Origin of the sequence: Kribbella amoyensis (assembly GCF_007828865.1) — a bacterium.
GTDB lineage: Bacteria > Actinomycetota > Actinomycetes > Propionibacteriales > Kribbellaceae > Kribbella > Kribbella amoyensis.
The window spans coordinates 1,550,659-1,564,796 of record NZ_VIVK01000001.1 but is presented as its reverse complement, the minus strand read 5'-3'; the positions used below and the strand labels follow the sequence as shown (position 1 = coordinate 1,564,796).

The window sequence follows — 14,138 nt, the reverse complement described above, 5'->3', positions numbered from 1 at the left end:
CGTTCAGAGCGGGCGGTGCATCACGTGGAGTCCGACGTACCCGTGGGCCGGGTGCTGGAAGGCCTCCGGGACGGTGCCGATGATCTGGAAACCGAGTTTCTGCCAGAGGTGGACCGCCGGTGCATTGGTTTCGACGACCGCGTTGAACTGGATCGAGCGGAAGCCCTCGCGTGTCGCCCAGGCGATCAGGTCCTCGCACAGGGCGCGGCCGATGCCCTGGCCACGGGCGGCGCCGGCGACCATGAAGCTGCCGCTGGCCACGTGGGAGCCGGGACCGGGCCGATTCGGGTACATATTGGCGCTGCCGAGAACGGTGCCGTTGGCATCTACCGCGACGGTGGTGCGGCTGAGCTTTGCGGTGGCGGGCATCATCCAGCCGGCCGCGGCCTGCTCGGAGGTCAGGGTCGGGTCATAGGCGTACGTCTCGCCGGCCGTGACGATCTCGTGGAAGAACGGCCAGATCTCCGCCCAGTCGTCGTCGCGTGCGTCCCGGATCTGCACAAGTTCTCCGTTTCTCGGTGATCGGCGGCGGGAATCGGCCGGAGTCCGGACCGTTGCCGCTGGTCGGTGCGAAAAGCATCACCTCCGGAGCGCGAGATGCCAACTGGATTGTGCTCCGCGGCCATAGAATCTGTGGGGATGACAAAAACGGTGGTCCATGGGATGCCGCGCTGGACTCTGGCCGTGCCCCCGCTCGCTCTCGTCGTCCTCGTGCTGTCGTGGGGACGCGACCTCGGCACCCTGCTGGTCCTCCTCGTCTGCGCCGGGCTCGGTTCGGCCGTCATTGCCGCGGTCCACCACGCCGAGGTGGTCGCGCACAAGGTCGGTGAGCCGTTCGGCACGCTGATCCTCGCGCTCGCGGTGACGGTGATCGAGGTCGCACTCATCGTGACGCTGATGGCGTCCGGCGGTGACAAGGCGGCGTCGCTCGCCCGGGACACCGTGTTCGCCGCGGTGATGATCACCTGTAACGGCATCGTCGGTCTTGCTCTCGTGGTCGGTTCGCTGCGGCACCGCACCCAGAACTTCCGGGTGCACGCCTCGACCAGCGCGCTCGCCGTGATGACGGCCCTGGTCACGCTCAGCCTGGTGGTCCCGACCTTCACCACGAGCACCCCGGGTCCGACCTTCAGCGGAGCGCAGCTCGCCTTCGCCGGCGTGGTCTCGCTGGTGATGTACGGCATGTTCGTCTTCGTCCAGACGATCCGGCACCGCGACTACTTCCTCCCGGTGACCGACGCCCCCGCCCACGCGACGAAGACCGCCACCACGGGAACCCCGTCGTCGGCCGCCTCGGGCACCGCTGCGCGAGCCACGTCGCCGGCTGCCTCGGGCACCGCTGCGACGACCACCGCGACCCCGGTGGAGACAGCTGATGCGGCTGTAGCCCCCGGGGTGAACGGTCAGCGCAGTGCCGACGGCCAGGTCGCCACCGGCGGGACCGGCGAGACCATCGACGAGAACGGGGACAGCGTCGACGAGGACGGGGAGACGCACGCGGCCGCGCCGAGCGGCAAGATCGCGCTGATCAGCCTGGCCCTCCTGTTCGTCTGCCTGATCGCGGTCGTCGGCCTCGCCAAGACGGTGTCGCCGCAGCTGGAGGCCGCGGTCGAGTCCGCCGGTGCGCCGCTCGGTGTCGTCGGTGTCATCATCGCGCTGCTCGTCCTGCTGCCCGAGACGGTGGCCGCCGTCCGGGCCGCGCTGCGGAACCGGCTGCAGACCAGCCTCAACCTGGCGCTCGGCTCCGCGCTCGCCAGCATCGGCCTCACCATTCCCGCCATCGCGGTCGCCTCGATCTGGCTCACCGGGCCGCTGGTGCTCGGGCTGGACGCCAAGGAGATGGTGCTGTTCTTCCTGACCGTGGTGATCAGCATGCTCACGCTGGCCACCGGGCGGGCGACCCTGTTGCAGGGGACCGTCCACCTGATGGTCTTCAGCGCGTTCATCTTCCTGGCCGTCAGCCCCTGACCTTCCCTGGCCCCCAGCCGGCCGCCTCAGGTGACGGGGTCGAGAGTGCTCAGGTAGTCGACCACCTCCTGCTGGTGGTTGTGCTCCGCCCAGTTGCGCGGCGTGCCGTTGTACATCGGATCGCGCCGCGCCGGATCGGCGCCTAGGGCAACCAGTTCCCGGACGGTGTCCAGGTGCCCGTGGAACGCCGCGTCGTGCAGCGGTGTCGTCAACGCCTGGACGTTGAGGTCGAACCCGAGCTGCTGAAGCAGGCGCAAAGCCGACGTACGTCCCTTCTGGGCCGCGCGGATCGGCAGATACGGGTTCCGCTGGACGGCGCGCCGGGCGAGATCGGGGTCCACCCCGTCGACGGACTCCCCGCGCATCACCGCGGCGAAGAGCTCGTGGACGTCGTCCAGCGGTGCCGCACCCTTCTCCAGCAAGAGGGCCGCGACCTCCTCATGACCGAGCACGGCGGCCAGTTCGTACGCGCGGTGGCCGCAGAAGATCGGGTGCTCCGTCCCGCGTCCCTCCGGATCCACGCCGGCCGCGAGGACGAGCTCGACCCGGTGGAGCAGGCCCTCCGACGAGGCGAAGACCAGTTCGTCCTCCACCAGCTGCCGCGGCGTCGGATGGGCCACGGTCAGCCGCTCGTGCCACGGTCCGCCGTCACCGTGTCCGAGACCGAACTCCAGCAAGAGCTCGAGATGCTCGTCGTCGTACGGCGGTGGGCAGCCGGGCCCGCAGTTGTACATGGTCTGGCTGTCGTTCGGATCGGCGCCCGCTTCGAGCAGCAACTGGGCCAGCTCACCCCGATTCGGATGCGGTGGCTGGTCGCCTTCGCCCCGACCGAACACCCCGGTCACCGCGGTGAACGGTGACGGCAAGCCCTGCCAGAGGTACCCCGCGTTGGGATCCGCGCCATGCTCCAGCAACAACTTCGCGACCTCCACCGCGGCGGTACGACCCACGTCGAGCCGGGAATAGGTGAGGTAGAGCAAGGGTTGCCACCGGTACGGACCACCTTCGCGCACCGCGAGACCAGGAGAGCGCTGCAGTTCGGCGCGGACAGCCTCCACCCGGCCGGCCACGACCAGCGTATAGATGTTGCTCAGAGCAACGTCAGGGTGATCGTCCAGCAACTTGCGGGCCGCATGCTGGCGCGCCGGGTCGTCCTGGCCGTAGTGCAACGTGGCCAGGCGGAGGAACTCGTCCGCGCGTTGGGCCGGGGTGTCGAGCGGGCCGCCGATCGTCTGCCGATGCGGTGAGCGGCTGTACCGGTCGACCAGCTCGAGGTGCCGGACAAGCCTTGGCCAGCTGGGGAATCCGTAGCTCCGGGCGATCACCAGCTGGGCGTCGGCCAGGGTGGCGACCGGGTGGAACTCCTCGGCCAGGGCCAGGGCGCCGGGATCGTCGGCACGGACCTGCTTGAGCAGCGTCTTCGCCTGCTGGCGCAAGTGGTCGAGGTTGGGATCGTCGGGCAGTTTTCGGGTCGGCATCGCGACCTCCTCTCCGGGTGCCTGCTGTCCGCATCGTCAGGCGAGAAAGGAGGTGGGCCTACTACCGCACAACTCGTGACCAGGTGGGCTGAGCCCTTCCCGCGGACCGGTGGCGCCCTGAGCGCCTGCTCCTGATGGTACTTCGCCGTCACCGGGGAAGATAGGCGCGCGGACCGCGGGAATCTCCGCCGACTTCGGAGCCTGTGGACAACCTGGCTCACTCGCCGACGAGACCGTCGATCCGCTCCCGCAGCAGGTCCGCGTGGCCGTTGTGCCGGGCGTACTCCTCGATCATGTGCAGGTAGAGCCAGCGCACCGAGTACTCGGCGTCGCCACGTCCCGGCCGGCGGAAGGTGTGGTCGAGGTCGTACCCGGCGACGATCTTGTCCGACGTCGCGACCATCGCGTCGTAGGCGGCCAGATCCCGCTCCGCCGCTGCGGCCTCGACCAGGTCGAAGTCGCCGTCGGGGTGCTCGTCGGTCCACAGCACCGGCTTGATCGGGCGTTCCGCCAGGCAGATCTCGAACCACTGCCGTTCCACCTCGGTGAGGTGCCGGACCAGGCCGAGCAGGCTCATCGGGGACGGGTCGACGGTCGGCCGGACCAGTTGCGCACTGGTCAGCCCGCTGATCTTCCAGCGGAGCGTGCCGCGGTGGAAGTCGAGGAAGCCCTGCAGCAGTTCGCGTTCCCCGGCGACCTGGGGCGGTTCGGCCCGGAACGCGGAGTCATCGGTCGTCGTCACATCCGCGAAACTACCCGCGATCGAGATCACGCTCCGGAAAGGTCGTCGCGTCACCTATAATCGTTCTCGACGGTCCGCTCCGTTCTGCCGCGGACCATGTGGCAGTCGACCCCCACGCGCCGCGGCCGCGATGCCGCGCCGGGCAGGACGACCCCCTCGACTTTCTTTGGAGTACCCATGGCGGCCAGCCGCCCCACGCCCACTTCCGAACACCAACCCAGCTCCCGCGCCTCCCGGCCGCGCCGTCGCCGGCGCCGTACCGGTGCCGCGGGCAACCAGACCCAGAACCAGAGCAAGACCCAGACTCAGGCGCCCTCCCGGCCCGAGGCGGAGTCGTACGAGCAGATCGCGGTGACGCCGGTCCCGGACGACCTGACGTTCGCCGACCTCGGCGTCCCCGCCGCCCTCGCCGGCGCGCTCGCCGCGACCGGGGTGACCAAGCCGTTCCCGATCCAGGCCGCGACGCTGCCGGACTCGCTGGCCGGCAAGGACGTGCTCGGCCGCGGCCGGACCGGATCCGGGAAGACGTACGCCTTCGTGCTGCCCGTCCTCGCCCGGCTGGCCGCGAGCCAGGCCAAGCGCCGGCCGAACCGGCCGCGGGCGCTGATCCTGGCGCCGACCCGCGAGCTGGCGACCCAGATCCAGGCCTCCATCACGCCGTTGACCGACGCGCTCGACCTGCGCACGATGACGATCTTCGGCGGTGTCGGCCACGGTCCGCAGATCACCGGGCTGCGCCGCGGCGTCGACATCGTGGTCGCCTGCCCGGGCCGCCTCGAGGACCACGTGAACGCCGGTCATGCCCAGCTCGACGCGGTGGAGATCACCGTGCTCGACGAGGCGGACCACATGGCCGACCTCGGCTTCCTGCCGGCGGTTCGCCGGCTGCTCGCGGCGACGCCGGAGAAGGCGCAGCGGCTGCTGTTCTCCGCGACGCTGGACGCCGGGGTGGACGTGCTGGTGCAGCGGTTCATGCACAACCCGGTGACGCACAGTGTGGACTCCGCGCAGTCGCCGGTGGCGAAGATGACGCACCACGTGCTGCACGTGAAGGCCGACACCCGGCTGCCCGTCCTGGTCGACCTGACCGCGGCGCCGGGGCGGACGCTGGTGTTCACCCGGACCAAGTACGGCGCGAAGGCGCTGACCAAGAAGCTGATCGCGCAAGGCGTCCCCGCGGTGGAGCTGCACGGCAACCTGTCCCAGGGCGCCCGCACACGGAACCTGGAGGCGTTCTCGGACGGCTCGGCGAACACGCTGGTCGCGACCGACATCGCGGCTCGCGGGATCCACGTGGACGACGTCACCCTGGTCATCCACGCCGACCCGCCGATCGAGCACAAGGCGTACCTGCACCGCTCCGGCCGGACCGCTCGGGCCGGTGCGGAGGGCACCGTGGTCACGCTGATGACGGACGACCAGGTCCGCGACGTCCGCGACCTCACCCGCAAGGCGGGGATCGCGCCGACCGTCACCAAGCTGATCCCGGGTGATCCGCTGCTCACCGAGCTCGCACCGGGCGAGCGGACCTTCGTGGAGCCGCCCGCCAAGACCCAGCCGGTACGCCGGGCCGCCGGGCGCACCGCGGAAGGTACGTCGGAGCGGGACCGCGCCACGGACGGTGAGTCGGCCCGCGGCTCGGCGGGGTCGCGCGGACGCCGTCGCCGGGGTCGCGCAGGCGGCAACCCGCGAGGCGCCAACTCGCGAGGCACCAACGCGCGAGCCGGCAACCCGCGGGGCGGCGCGTCCAAGTCGGCCGCGGCACCCAAGAGCTACACGACGACCACCCCGGGAGCCACCAGCCGCCCGGCAGGAGCAGCAGCCTTCTCCGCCGGCACCCGAGCCGGCAGCCGCCGCTCCCGCTGACAACATCCCGTAGAGACCACGCCCGCGCCGGGAAGGGCGGGCGTGGTCTCTTGTCGGGGGCCACTGCGCCTCCTCCTGGTGACGGACCCAGGCCGGTACGGTGCGGGAGTGAGCATCGTCGCGCAGATCTTCGTCGGCCTGGCCGGTGTGTTCCACCTCGCCGTCTTCGCGCTGGAGAGCGTGCTGTTCCGCAAGCCGAGCACCTACCGGCGGTTCCTGATCAGGACGCCGGAGGAGGCCGAGGTGGCGCGGCCGTGGGCGTTCAACCAGGGCTTCTACAACCTCTTCCTGGCGATCGGGGCGCTCGGCGGTCTGGTCGCGGGCGGCGACCGGGGTCACGCGATCGCGCTGTTCGCGTGTGCCTGTATGGCCGGGGCCGGTCTCGTCCTGGTTGCCTCGGACCGGCGGATGGTCCGGTCCGCCGCGTTGCAGGCCGTGCCGCCGATCCTCGCGCTGGTGTTCGCCGCCGTGCTCTGATTCAGGATCGCTCGACGTCGCCAGTTGACTTCAAGCGCACTTGAGGCCTGAAGGTTTCGACATGACCACCACCGCGACCGACGAACCGACCCGCGCTCCGGCCCGAACCCCCGGCGTGCTCGCGCCGGAGTACCGCGCCCTGACCGTCGGGATGGTCGCGCTGATCACCCTGGTCGCGTTCGAGTCGCTGGCGGTCACCACCGCGATGCCGACCGTGGCGCAGGCGCTCGACGGGTTGTCGCTGTATGCCCTCGCGTTCGGCGGGCCGCTGGCTTCCGGCGTCGTCGCGATGGTCGTCTCGGGCACCTGGTCCGACCTGAAAGGGCCGACCCGCCCGCTCTGGTACGGCACCGCGTGGTTCCTCGCCGGACTGCTGATCGCCGGGCTGGCTCCCACGATGGAGGTCCTGGTCGTCGGCCGCGTCATCCAGGGCTTCGGCGCGGGCCTGCTGACGGTCGCGTTGTACGTGGTCGTCGGCCACCTGTACCCGGCGGCGCTGCGACCGCGGATCTTCGCGGCGTTCGCGACCGGCTGGGTGGTGCCGTCGTTGGTCGGGCCCGCGATCGCCGGGTTGATCGTGGAGCACACCAACTGGCGCATCGTCTTCCTCGCCGTACCGGTGATGGCGATCCCGGCCGCGCTGATCATGCGGCCCGGTCTGGCTCGCGGTGACGTCCGGGCGACAACCAGTGGCAAGCTCTGGAACAGGCAGGCGTGGTGGGCGCTCGCGGCCGCCGTCGGCGTCGGGCTGCTCCACTACGGTGGCCAGCAGCGGGGCGTACTCCAGCTCGCGCTGATCGTCGTCGGTCTGGCCGCGGTCGCTTCGTTCGCGCCCAGGCTGCTGCCGAAGGGCACGTTCGCGATCGGGGCCGGGCTGCCCGCGGTGATCGCGTTGCGCGGCCTGGTCGCGGCAGCCGGGTTCGTGGCCGAGGTCTTCCTGCCGCTGATGCTGACCCGTGAACGCGGGCTGTCGCCGGCGTTCGCGGGGCTCGTGCTCACCGTGAGCGCGCTGAGCTGGACCGCAGCCTCCTGGTACCGCGGCCGGCCGAACCAGCCGTTCGAGCCGCACGTCTTCCTGCAGGCGGGCATGGTGTCGCTGCTGCTCGGCATCGTGATCGCGGCCGCGACCCTGAACGAGCACGTCCCGGTCGTGATCGGGATCCTCGGCTGGGGTTTGGCCGGGCTCGGGATGGGGACCGTGTTCCCGACCGTCTCGGTGCTGGTGCTGGAGTACTCGAGTCCGGAACAGCAGGGCGCGAACAGCTCGGCCTTGCAGCTGAGCGACTCGTTGCTGACGGCAACCGTACTGGCGGTCGGCGGCTCGCTGTTCGCCGCGCTCGAGCCGCACTCCGCGACGACGGCGTACCTGACCGCGTTCGGTCTGCCCGCGGCCCTCGCCCTGCTCGGTGTCGTCGCGGCCCGGCGGACGCGAGCCTGAGCCGGCCTACTCCTTGGACCCGCTGACCGCGATGCTCGCGCCGAGGCCGATGATCATCAGCCCGCCGGTCCCACCGACCAGTTCGAGCCGCCGTGGCGATCGGGCGAACCACTCCCGCGCCGTCCCGGCGACCAGGGCCCACAGGCTGTCGGTGCACAGGGCGATGAGCAGGAACACCAGGCCGAGGACCAGGATCTGCGCCGTCGCCGGTCCCGCCTTCGCGTCGACGAACTGCGGCAACACCACGGCGAAGAACACGGCCGTCTTCGCGTTCGTGACGCCGACCAGGAACCCTTGCCGCAGAACGCGCCGCGTGCTGCCCGGCTTCACCCCGGTCGCGAGCGCCTCGGCCAGCGACTTGCGGGTGCGGAACGCGTGCACGCCGAGATACACGAGGTACGCCGCGCCGGCCAGCTTCACCACGGTCAGGGCGACGGCGCTGGCCGCGATCAGGGCGCCGAGGCCGAAGGCGACGGCGAGCAGCATCACGGTGGCGCCGAGCGTGTTGCCGACCATCGTGAGCAACGCTTCCCGGCGGCCGACGGCGAGCGCGCGACCGACGATGAACAGCACGCTCGGTCCGGGGACGACGATGATCACCAAGGCGGTGACGGCGAACGCGACCAGGTGATGGGCAGACGGCATCTGCTCAGCGTAGGTGGGTCCGCGACCCGGTGGGAAACATCACCCGGCTCGTCTCGTCCGTTGACCCTTGCCGAACGTGGCCGCTACGGTTCGCAGGACAACCTGCGATGCCATGAGGGAAACCGGTGAGAGTCCGGTACGGCCGCGCCACTGTGAGCGAGCTTGCTCGTGAGTCAGGACGCTCGGGCACCAGCAGACCTTTCGAAGGGGACGCGCACTTCCCCAGGAGGTATTCACGATGCCCGCTCCTGCTCGCTCGGTCGCCGTACCGGCTGTCTCGCCGCGTCTGCTCGCGACCGCCCTGCTCACCGTCGGTCTGCTGCTGACGCTGGCTTACCTGGTCGCGTTCGACCAGGGCGCCGTCTCCCGTTCCGGGATGTTCCTGCACGAGCTGATGCACGACGGCCGGCACCTGCTCGGCGTGCCCTGCCACTGACGTCCTGCTCCACCCCTCACCGGCCCGGGTTCCGGGCTGAACCTCACGGACAGGACTCTGTCATGCGCACTTTCGGCAACCTTGTCGTGCGCGGACTCCTCGTCGGGCTCTTCGCCGGTCTGCTGGCCGGCGCCTTCGCGTACGTGACGGGCGAACCGCACATCGACGCCGCGATCGCGATCGAAGAGGCTGGCGGCGCCGCGCACACCCACGGCGATTCGCACGACACCAGCACGGAGGCGGCACCCGCCGACGAGGAGGAGCCACTCGTCAGCCGGAGCGGTCAGCGGGCCGGCCTCTTCCTCGCCACGGCCCTGTACGGCGTCGCGCTCGGCGGCATCTTCGCCGTCGGATTCACGCTGCTGCGCCGGCGACTGCGGACCACCAACGACTCGTACGCCGCGCTCGGTCTGGCGGCAGCCGGGTTCGTCGGGATCGTGCTGGTGCCGTTCCTGAAGTACCCGCCGAACCCGCCCGCGGTCGGTGACCCGGAGACGATTACCAAACGCACGGTCAGCTACCTGCTCACCCTGGTGATCGGGTTGCTCGCGATCTGGGCCGGCGTGGCCGCGTCCCGCTGGGCGGCGCGGTTCGGCGAGGCGCCGTGGATCCGGCTCGGCGTCGGCGGTGCGGCGCTCCTGGCGACCGTGGTCGCGGCGTACCTGGTGCTGCCCGCGATCAACGAGGTGCCGGGGTCGTTCCCGGCCACGCTGCTCTGGCAGTTCCGGTTCGCCTCGCTCGGTACTCAGGCGGTGCTCTGGACCCTGATCGGATTCGGTTACGCTGCGCTCGTGGATCGTCGCGTTCCGTCGAAGTCCGAGTCTGAGGTGGTGGCCGCGTGACCGCCCTTCGGCTGCTGGCGCATGCCCTGACCCCAGGCCTCCGCGGCCTCGTTCTCGGCGGTGAGCCCGCGCCCGATGCGGCCGGGCTCGACGCTGCCCGCGAGCTCAAGGTGTCCGCCGATCACGCGTACTGCGGTCCCGAACCGGCCGCGGTCCGGACCGCCGAGGTGCTCGGCCTGACCCCGACCGTGGACGCCGCGCTCCGCGATCGGCAGTACGGCGACTGGTCCGGGCGGAACCTCGAGGAGTTGCTCGCGGCCGAGCCGGACCGGGTCGCCGCATGGCTCGACCGCCCGCACACCGCCCCGCCGAACGGCGAGACCGAGAACGACCTGATCACCCGGGTCGCCGACTGGCTCGGCGATCTCGGTCAGCGGCACGACGAGCGCAGTACGGTCGTCGCCGTGGTGCATCCGGCCGTGGTCCGGGCGGCAGTGCTGTACGTGTTGGAAGCGCCGGCCGAGTCGCTGCGGCACGTGGACGTCCGGCCACTTGCGGCGGTGGAGCTTTCCCTGCGCGCCGGCAACTGGTCACTCGCCTTCCACTGAGTTACTACTTCCCGTCAGCCGTTTCCGGTGCCAGACTGCCGGAAGCCCGGTGTGATGCCCGGGTGACCGACTGTCACGGGGAGTCGCGATGCCGGATGCCGAGCAGCTCGAAGAGCGTTACCGCGCCAACCACGCGCGCCTGCTCGCGGCTCGCGACCGGTTGCAGGCCGCGACCGACGAGGGGACCGCGACCGAGGCCGACCGGACCCGGCTGGCCACGATCAGCGAACTGCTCACTCCTGTCGTCTCCACCGAGGTCGGTGCCGACGGCAAGGTTGTCGAGGTCAAGCGGAACCGCCAGTTCCTCTCGGTCGATCCCGAGGGCCAGGGCCGGGCGGTCGAGGTGCACGGCGACCTGGCCGGCGCGCGGAACGTCGCCGTCCTCGTCCCGGGAATGGGCAACAGCCTGGAAACCTTCCGCGGCCAGTCGGACCGGGGTGACCTGATCCGGACCGAGGCCGGGCCCGGGACGGCGACCGTCGTGTGGCTCGACTACGACTCGCCGCGGGGCTTCCCGCAGGCGATCAGCAAGGCGCCCGCATTGGAAGGCGGACCGCGGCTGGCCGGGTTCCTGACCGAGCTCGACGAGATGAAGTTGCCCGACGCAAATACCACACTGGTCGCGCACAGCTACGGTACGGAAGTGGCCGGGCAGGCGCTGCTCGCAGGTGCGCACGCCGACCGGGTCGTCATGACCGGGTCCCCGGGGATCGCCAAGCACGTGGACGAGGCCGCCGACCTGGTCGACCAACCGACCCGGCTGTACGTCGAACGCGCGCCCGGTGACTACGTCGCGTACACCGAGTGGCACGGGCCGGACCCGGCGACCTTCCCGGACGCGATCCGGATGGCCACCAACGACCCACTGGCCAACGACGAGGCGGTCTCGGTGCATTGGCACAACGAGTACTACCGCCCGAACAGCGAGGCCCTGCGCAACATCGGCCGGGTGGTCCGCGGGGACCTGTCGGCCATCACCACCACGGCGACCACCCGCGCGGAGGAGACCAAGCTGGTCCTCGGTGCGTCCTGGGGGCCAGGGATGAACGCGGTCGTGGGGACCGCGGCGAAGGTGTACGACGGGGTCGTGTCCTTGCACAAACCGTCCCGCGAGTCCGCCCGCGCCGCTGCCAAGGACGTACCCGCCGGGCGCTCCGCCGGTACCGACGGAGCGGCCGCTCGTACTCCGTCGCGGCCGGTCGCGCCCGCGCACTCCCGCCGACCGGAAGGACCGGCCCGATGAACAACGCTCGCACCGACCTTCGCCAGGCCCACGACTTCCTCCGGGCCGAGCTGCTCGCCGTCGCCGCCGCGGTCGTCCCGGACCAGGACCCGGTCGTGACCCGGGACTCGGGGCCGATCACCCCGGGCGTCCTGTTCGACGGCCGCGGCGCCGAGACGGTCTGCAGCATCACGGTCCAGACCGGCAACCCAGCTGCCCCGGACCCGGCGGCCGCCGTCCGATCCGCCGCCGAAGCCTTCAGCTCCCGCGGCTGGACGGCCGAGGTCCCCCCGGAGGAGAACGGCCACCACCGAGCCATCGCGAGACGCGACGGCTACGACGTCGCAGTCCACGCCTGGACGACCGATTGGCGCATCACCCTGGTCGGCGAAACCCCACTCTGACCCCACCACCAGCACCACCGCCGGGTACGAGCACGACGAGCGCCCGCCGCCGGGTACGAGCACGACGAGCGCCCGCCGCCGGGTACGAGCACGACGAGCGCCCGCCGCCGGGTACGAGCACGACGAGCGCCCGCCGCCGGGTACGAGCACGACGAGCGCCCGCCGCCGGGTACGAGCACGACGAGCGCCGCCGGCATCACCGCCTCAGCTCCCGCCTAGCCATCGCGTCTTTGTGCGCAGACCAGCCGTCGCGCGTCGTCTTTGTGCGTGGGTCAGCCGTTTTGGGGTGCTCTTGGTGGCTGGTGTGTGCATAAAGTCGCGGTGGCGGTGAGGGGTGGGCGGCGGGGGAGCGAGCGCGGGCGAGGGGGGAGAGCTCCGGGCATCAGCACCTCTGCTTCCCGCCTGGCCGTCGCGTCTTTGTGCGCGTACCAGGCGTCGCGCAGCGTCCTTGTGCGTGGGTCAGCCGTTCTGGGGTGCTCTTGGTGGCTGGTGCGTGCACAAAGTCGCGGTGGCGGCGAGAGGCGGGCGGCGGGAGAGCGAGTGGGAGCGAGGGGCGTGAGCTGCGGGTGCCAGCACGTCAGCTCCCGCCTAGCCATCGCCGTCTTTGTGCGCGTACTGGCCGTCGCGCGTCGTCCTTGTGCGTGGGTCAGCCGTTTTGGGGTGCGCTTGGTGGCTGGTGTGTGCACAAAGTCGCGGTGGCGGTGAGGGGCGAGCGCCGGGGGAGCGGGGGCGAGGGGCTAGAGCTGCGGGTGCCAGCACTTCAGCTCCCGCCTAGCCATCGCCGTCTTTGTGCGGGTACTGGCCGTCGCGCAGCGTCCTTGTGCGCGGATCAGCCGTTTTGGGGTGCGCTTGGTGGCTGGTGCGTGCACAAAGTCGCGGTGACGTGAGCGGCGAGCGGCGAGGTAGCGAGCGGGGGCGAGGCGCGAGGGCGAGACGCCAGGGCGAGGCGCGAGGGGGCGCGCGAGGGCGAGGGGGCGCGCGACGGGGTGGGGCCGCGCGAGGGTGGTGGGGCGCGCGTGGGGTGGTGGGGGATCAGGGGTTGGTGGCTCGTTCGGGGAGGGAGCGGAGGACGCAGAACTCGTTGCCTTCGGGGTCTCGCAGGACGGCCCAGCCTTTGCCGTCGGGTTCGCGGCGGTCTTCGGCGAGGGTGGCGCCGAGGGCGAGTAGGCGCTCGATCTCCTGGTCCCGGGGGATGTCTGGTTCGAGGTCGAGGTGGACCCGGTTCTTGACCACCCGGGCGTCGTCGTTCTGCTCGAACAGCAGCTTGACCGTCGGGGTCGGCACCGCGGCGTACGGCTCCCCGGGGTGGTCGTCGTCGGGCCGCTCCACCCCGAATACCTGGAGCCAGAAGCCGGCCAGTTGGTAGGGATCACGGGCGTCGAAGGTCACGGTGCGGACGAGCGAGGTCATGCGCCGAGGGTGGCGCAGGTGGTCCCGTCGCCGCCACCGGATTTGTGGAAGAGCAGCCGCCCGCCGGGGACTTCGCCGGCCGGGTCGGTGACGAGCTGGGCCTCGACGGTGAACCCGGCCGCGGTCGCCAAGGCGGTGAGGCGGTCCGGGAGCCAGCGGTAGACGTCGACCGACATCGCGTGTCCGCCGTACCCGGAGTCCTTGTGCCGCTGGGTGTCGCCGACGTGGAAGCCGATCAGCAACCGTCCGCCCGGGGCCAGTACCCGGTGGAACTCGGCCAGCACCTGCGGGAGCACCTCGCGCGGGAGGTGCACGATCGACCACCAGGCGACGAGGCCGCCGAGGTCGCCGTCCGGGCAGTCGAGTGCGGTCATCGTGCCGACCTCGAACGGGACGTGCGGGTGGTCGCGCCGGGCGATCTCGATCATCCCCGGCGACAGGTCGACGCCGGACGCGTCGAGGCCGAGCGACCGCAGGATCGCCGTCACCCGGCCGGGCCCGCAGCCCACGTCGAGTACCCGGGCGCCCGGCGGTACGAGGTTCGCGAAGATGCCGAGAACCGGCAGCTCCCAGGCGTCACCGCCGCGCACGAGTTCGGCGTACGAGGCCGCGACGGTGTCGTAGGAGGTGCGGATGTCCTGCAGGAGGGAAGGGTCGGTCAT

At 71.2% G+C, this 14,138-nt stretch carries 15 protein-coding genes and 1 riboswitch; of the genes, 9 read left to right on the top strand and 6 right to left on the bottom strand.

From position 1 onward, the window contains the following. Positions 1-3: 3 nt before the first annotated feature. Entirely contained in the window at positions 4-501 is a 498-nt protein-coding gene (locus tag FB561_RS07490; RefSeq protein WP_145804392.1) for a GNAT family N-acetyltransferase, read from the bottom strand. Positions 502-639: 138 nt separating this feature from the next. Here FB561_RS07490 and FB561_RS07485 point away from each other — a divergent pair, with 138 nt between their 5' ends. Then, the gene (locus FB561_RS07485; protein WP_145804390.1) at positions 640-1,968 is read left to right on the top strand and encodes a calcium:cation antiporter; all 1,329 of its coding nucleotides are present in this window, start codon (positions 640-642) and stop codon (positions 1,966-1,968) included. A 26-nt stretch (positions 1,969-1,994) separates the two neighbouring features. Here the strand turns inward: FB561_RS07485 and FB561_RS07480 are convergent, their stop codons facing one another. Together FB561_RS07480 and FB561_RS07475 are read right to left on the bottom strand one after the other, a co-directional pair. Beyond that, the gene (locus FB561_RS07480) at positions 1,995-3,446 is read right to left on the bottom strand and encodes an ankyrin repeat domain-containing protein (RefSeq protein ID WP_145804388.1); all 1,452 of its coding nucleotides are present in this window, start codon (positions 3,444-3,446) and stop codon (positions 1,995-1,997) included. Positions 3,447-3,663: 217 nt separating this feature from the next. Further along, the gene (locus tag FB561_RS07475; RefSeq protein WP_145804386.1) at positions 3,664-4,188 is read right to left on the bottom strand and encodes a DinB family protein; all 525 of its coding nucleotides are present in this window, start codon (positions 4,186-4,188) and stop codon (positions 3,664-3,666) included. Between the two features lie 177 nt (positions 4,189-4,365). On the opposite strand from FB561_RS07475, the gene FB561_RS07470 reads away from it, so the two are divergent. From FB561_RS07470 to FB561_RS07460, 3 genes are all read left to right on the top strand, one after another. Then, on the top strand, positions 4,366-6,054 hold the full coding sequence (locus tag FB561_RS07470) for a DEAD/DEAH box helicase (protein WP_145804384.1): 1,689 nt from the start codon (positions 4,366-4,368) through the stop codon (positions 6,052-6,054). Between the two features lie 108 nt (positions 6,055-6,162). After that, positions 6,163-6,531, top strand: a complete 369-nt coding sequence (locus FB561_RS07465) for a DUF1304 domain-containing protein (protein ID WP_145804382.1) — start codon at positions 6,163-6,165, stop codon at positions 6,529-6,531. 61 nt (positions 6,532-6,592) lie between these two features. After that, the gene (locus FB561_RS07460) at positions 6,593-7,969 is read left to right on the top strand and encodes an MFS transporter (RefSeq protein WP_145804380.1); all 1,377 of its coding nucleotides are present in this window, start codon (positions 6,593-6,595) and stop codon (positions 7,967-7,969) included. Positions 7,970-7,975: 6 nt separating this feature from the next. Here FB561_RS07460 and FB561_RS07455 read toward each other — a convergent pair whose 3' ends face one another. Next, positions 7,976-8,614 carry a LysE family translocator gene (locus FB561_RS07455; RefSeq protein WP_145804379.1) on the bottom strand — a complete coding sequence of 213 codons (639 nt, stop codon included), beginning with the start codon at positions 8,612-8,614 and terminating at the stop codon, positions 7,976-7,978. 69 nt (positions 8,615-8,683) lie between these two features. Next, positions 8,684-8,834: riboswitch (cobalamin riboswitch) on the top strand. Positions 8,835-8,852: 18 nt separating this feature from the next. Here FB561_RS07455 and FB561_RS07450 point away from each other — a divergent pair. The 5 genes from FB561_RS07450 (at position 8,853) to FB561_RS07430 (ending at position 12,066) form a co-directional block, all read left to right on the top strand. Then, positions 8,853-9,050 (top strand): CbtB domain-containing protein, encoded by a 198-nt coding sequence (locus tag FB561_RS07450; RefSeq protein ID WP_202880560.1) that lies wholly within the window; start codon positions 8,853-8,855, stop codon positions 9,048-9,050. A gap of 62 nt (positions 9,051-9,112) precedes the next feature. After that, positions 9,113-9,892, top strand: coding sequence for a CbtA family protein (locus FB561_RS07445; protein WP_145804377.1), 780 nt, complete (start codon positions 9,113-9,115; stop codon positions 9,890-9,892). Then, on the top strand, positions 9,889-10,440 hold the full coding sequence (locus tag FB561_RS07440; protein ID WP_145804375.1) for a histidine phosphatase family protein: 552 nt from the start codon (positions 9,889-9,891) through the stop codon (positions 10,438-10,440). Before FB561_RS07445 ends, FB561_RS07440 begins: the two co-directional genes overlap by 4 nt. An 88-nt stretch (positions 10,441-10,528) precedes the next feature. Beyond that, complete coding sequence (locus FB561_RS07435; RefSeq protein ID WP_145804373.1) at positions 10,529-11,683, top strand: alpha/beta hydrolase; 1,155 nt, start codon at positions 10,529-10,531, stop codon at positions 11,681-11,683. Further along, positions 11,680-12,066, top strand: coding sequence for a hypothetical protein (locus FB561_RS07430; protein WP_145804371.1), 387 nt, complete (start codon positions 11,680-11,682; stop codon positions 12,064-12,066). The genes FB561_RS07435 and FB561_RS07430 overlap by 4 nt, the downstream gene beginning before the upstream one ends. A gap of 1,032 nt (positions 12,067-13,098) precedes the next feature. Here the strand turns inward: FB561_RS07430 and FB561_RS07425 are convergent. Further along, a complete protein-coding gene (locus FB561_RS07425) occupies positions 13,099-13,476 on the bottom strand; it encodes a VOC family protein (RefSeq protein ID WP_145804369.1) in 378 nt (125 codons plus the stop codon). Further along, a complete protein-coding gene (locus FB561_RS07420; protein ID WP_145804367.1) occupies positions 13,473-14,138 on the bottom strand; it encodes a class I SAM-dependent DNA methyltransferase in 666 nt (221 codons plus the stop codon). The genes FB561_RS07425 and FB561_RS07420 overlap by 4 nt, the downstream gene beginning before the upstream one ends.

Excerpts from the sequence above, each read along its gene's own strand:
- FB561_RS07480 (WP_145804388.1), bottom strand. The coding sequence starts at position 3,446 with ATGCCGACCCGAAAACTGCCCGACGATCCCAACCTCGACCACTTGCGC.
- FB561_RS07425 (WP_145804369.1), bottom strand. The coding sequence starts at position 13,476 with ATGACCTCGCTCGTCCGCACCGTGACCTTCGACGCCCGTGATCCCTAC.
- FB561_RS07445 (WP_145804377.1), top strand. The coding sequence starts at position 9,113 with ATGCGCACTTTCGGCAACCTTGTCGTGCGCGGACTCCTCGTCGGGCTC.
- FB561_RS07485 (WP_145804390.1), top strand. The coding sequence starts at position 640 with ATGACAAAAACGGTGGTCCATGGGATGCCGCGCTGGACTCTGGCCGTG.
- FB561_RS07455 (WP_145804379.1), bottom strand. The coding sequence starts at position 8,614 with ATGCCGTCTGCCCATCACCTGGTCGCGTTCGCCGTCACCGCCTTGGTG.
- FB561_RS07460 (WP_145804380.1), top strand. The coding sequence starts at position 6,593 with ATGACCACCACCGCGACCGACGAACCGACCCGCGCTCCGGCCCGAACC.
- FB561_RS07450 (WP_202880560.1), top strand. The coding sequence starts at position 8,853 with ATGCCCGCTCCTGCTCGCTCGGTCGCCGTACCGGCTGTCTCGCCGCGT.
- FB561_RS07420 (WP_145804367.1), bottom strand. The coding sequence starts at position 14,138 with ATGACCGACCCTTCCCTCCTGCAGGACATCCGCACCTCCTACGACACC.
- FB561_RS07430 (WP_145804371.1), top strand. The coding sequence starts at position 11,680 with ATGAACAACGCTCGCACCGACCTTCGCCAGGCCCACGACTTCCTCCGG.
- FB561_RS07470 (WP_145804384.1), top strand. The coding sequence starts at position 4,366 with ATGGCGGCCAGCCGCCCCACGCCCACTTCCGAACACCAACCCAGCTCC.
- FB561_RS07435 (WP_145804373.1), top strand. The coding sequence starts at position 10,529 with ATGCCGGATGCCGAGCAGCTCGAAGAGCGTTACCGCGCCAACCACGCG.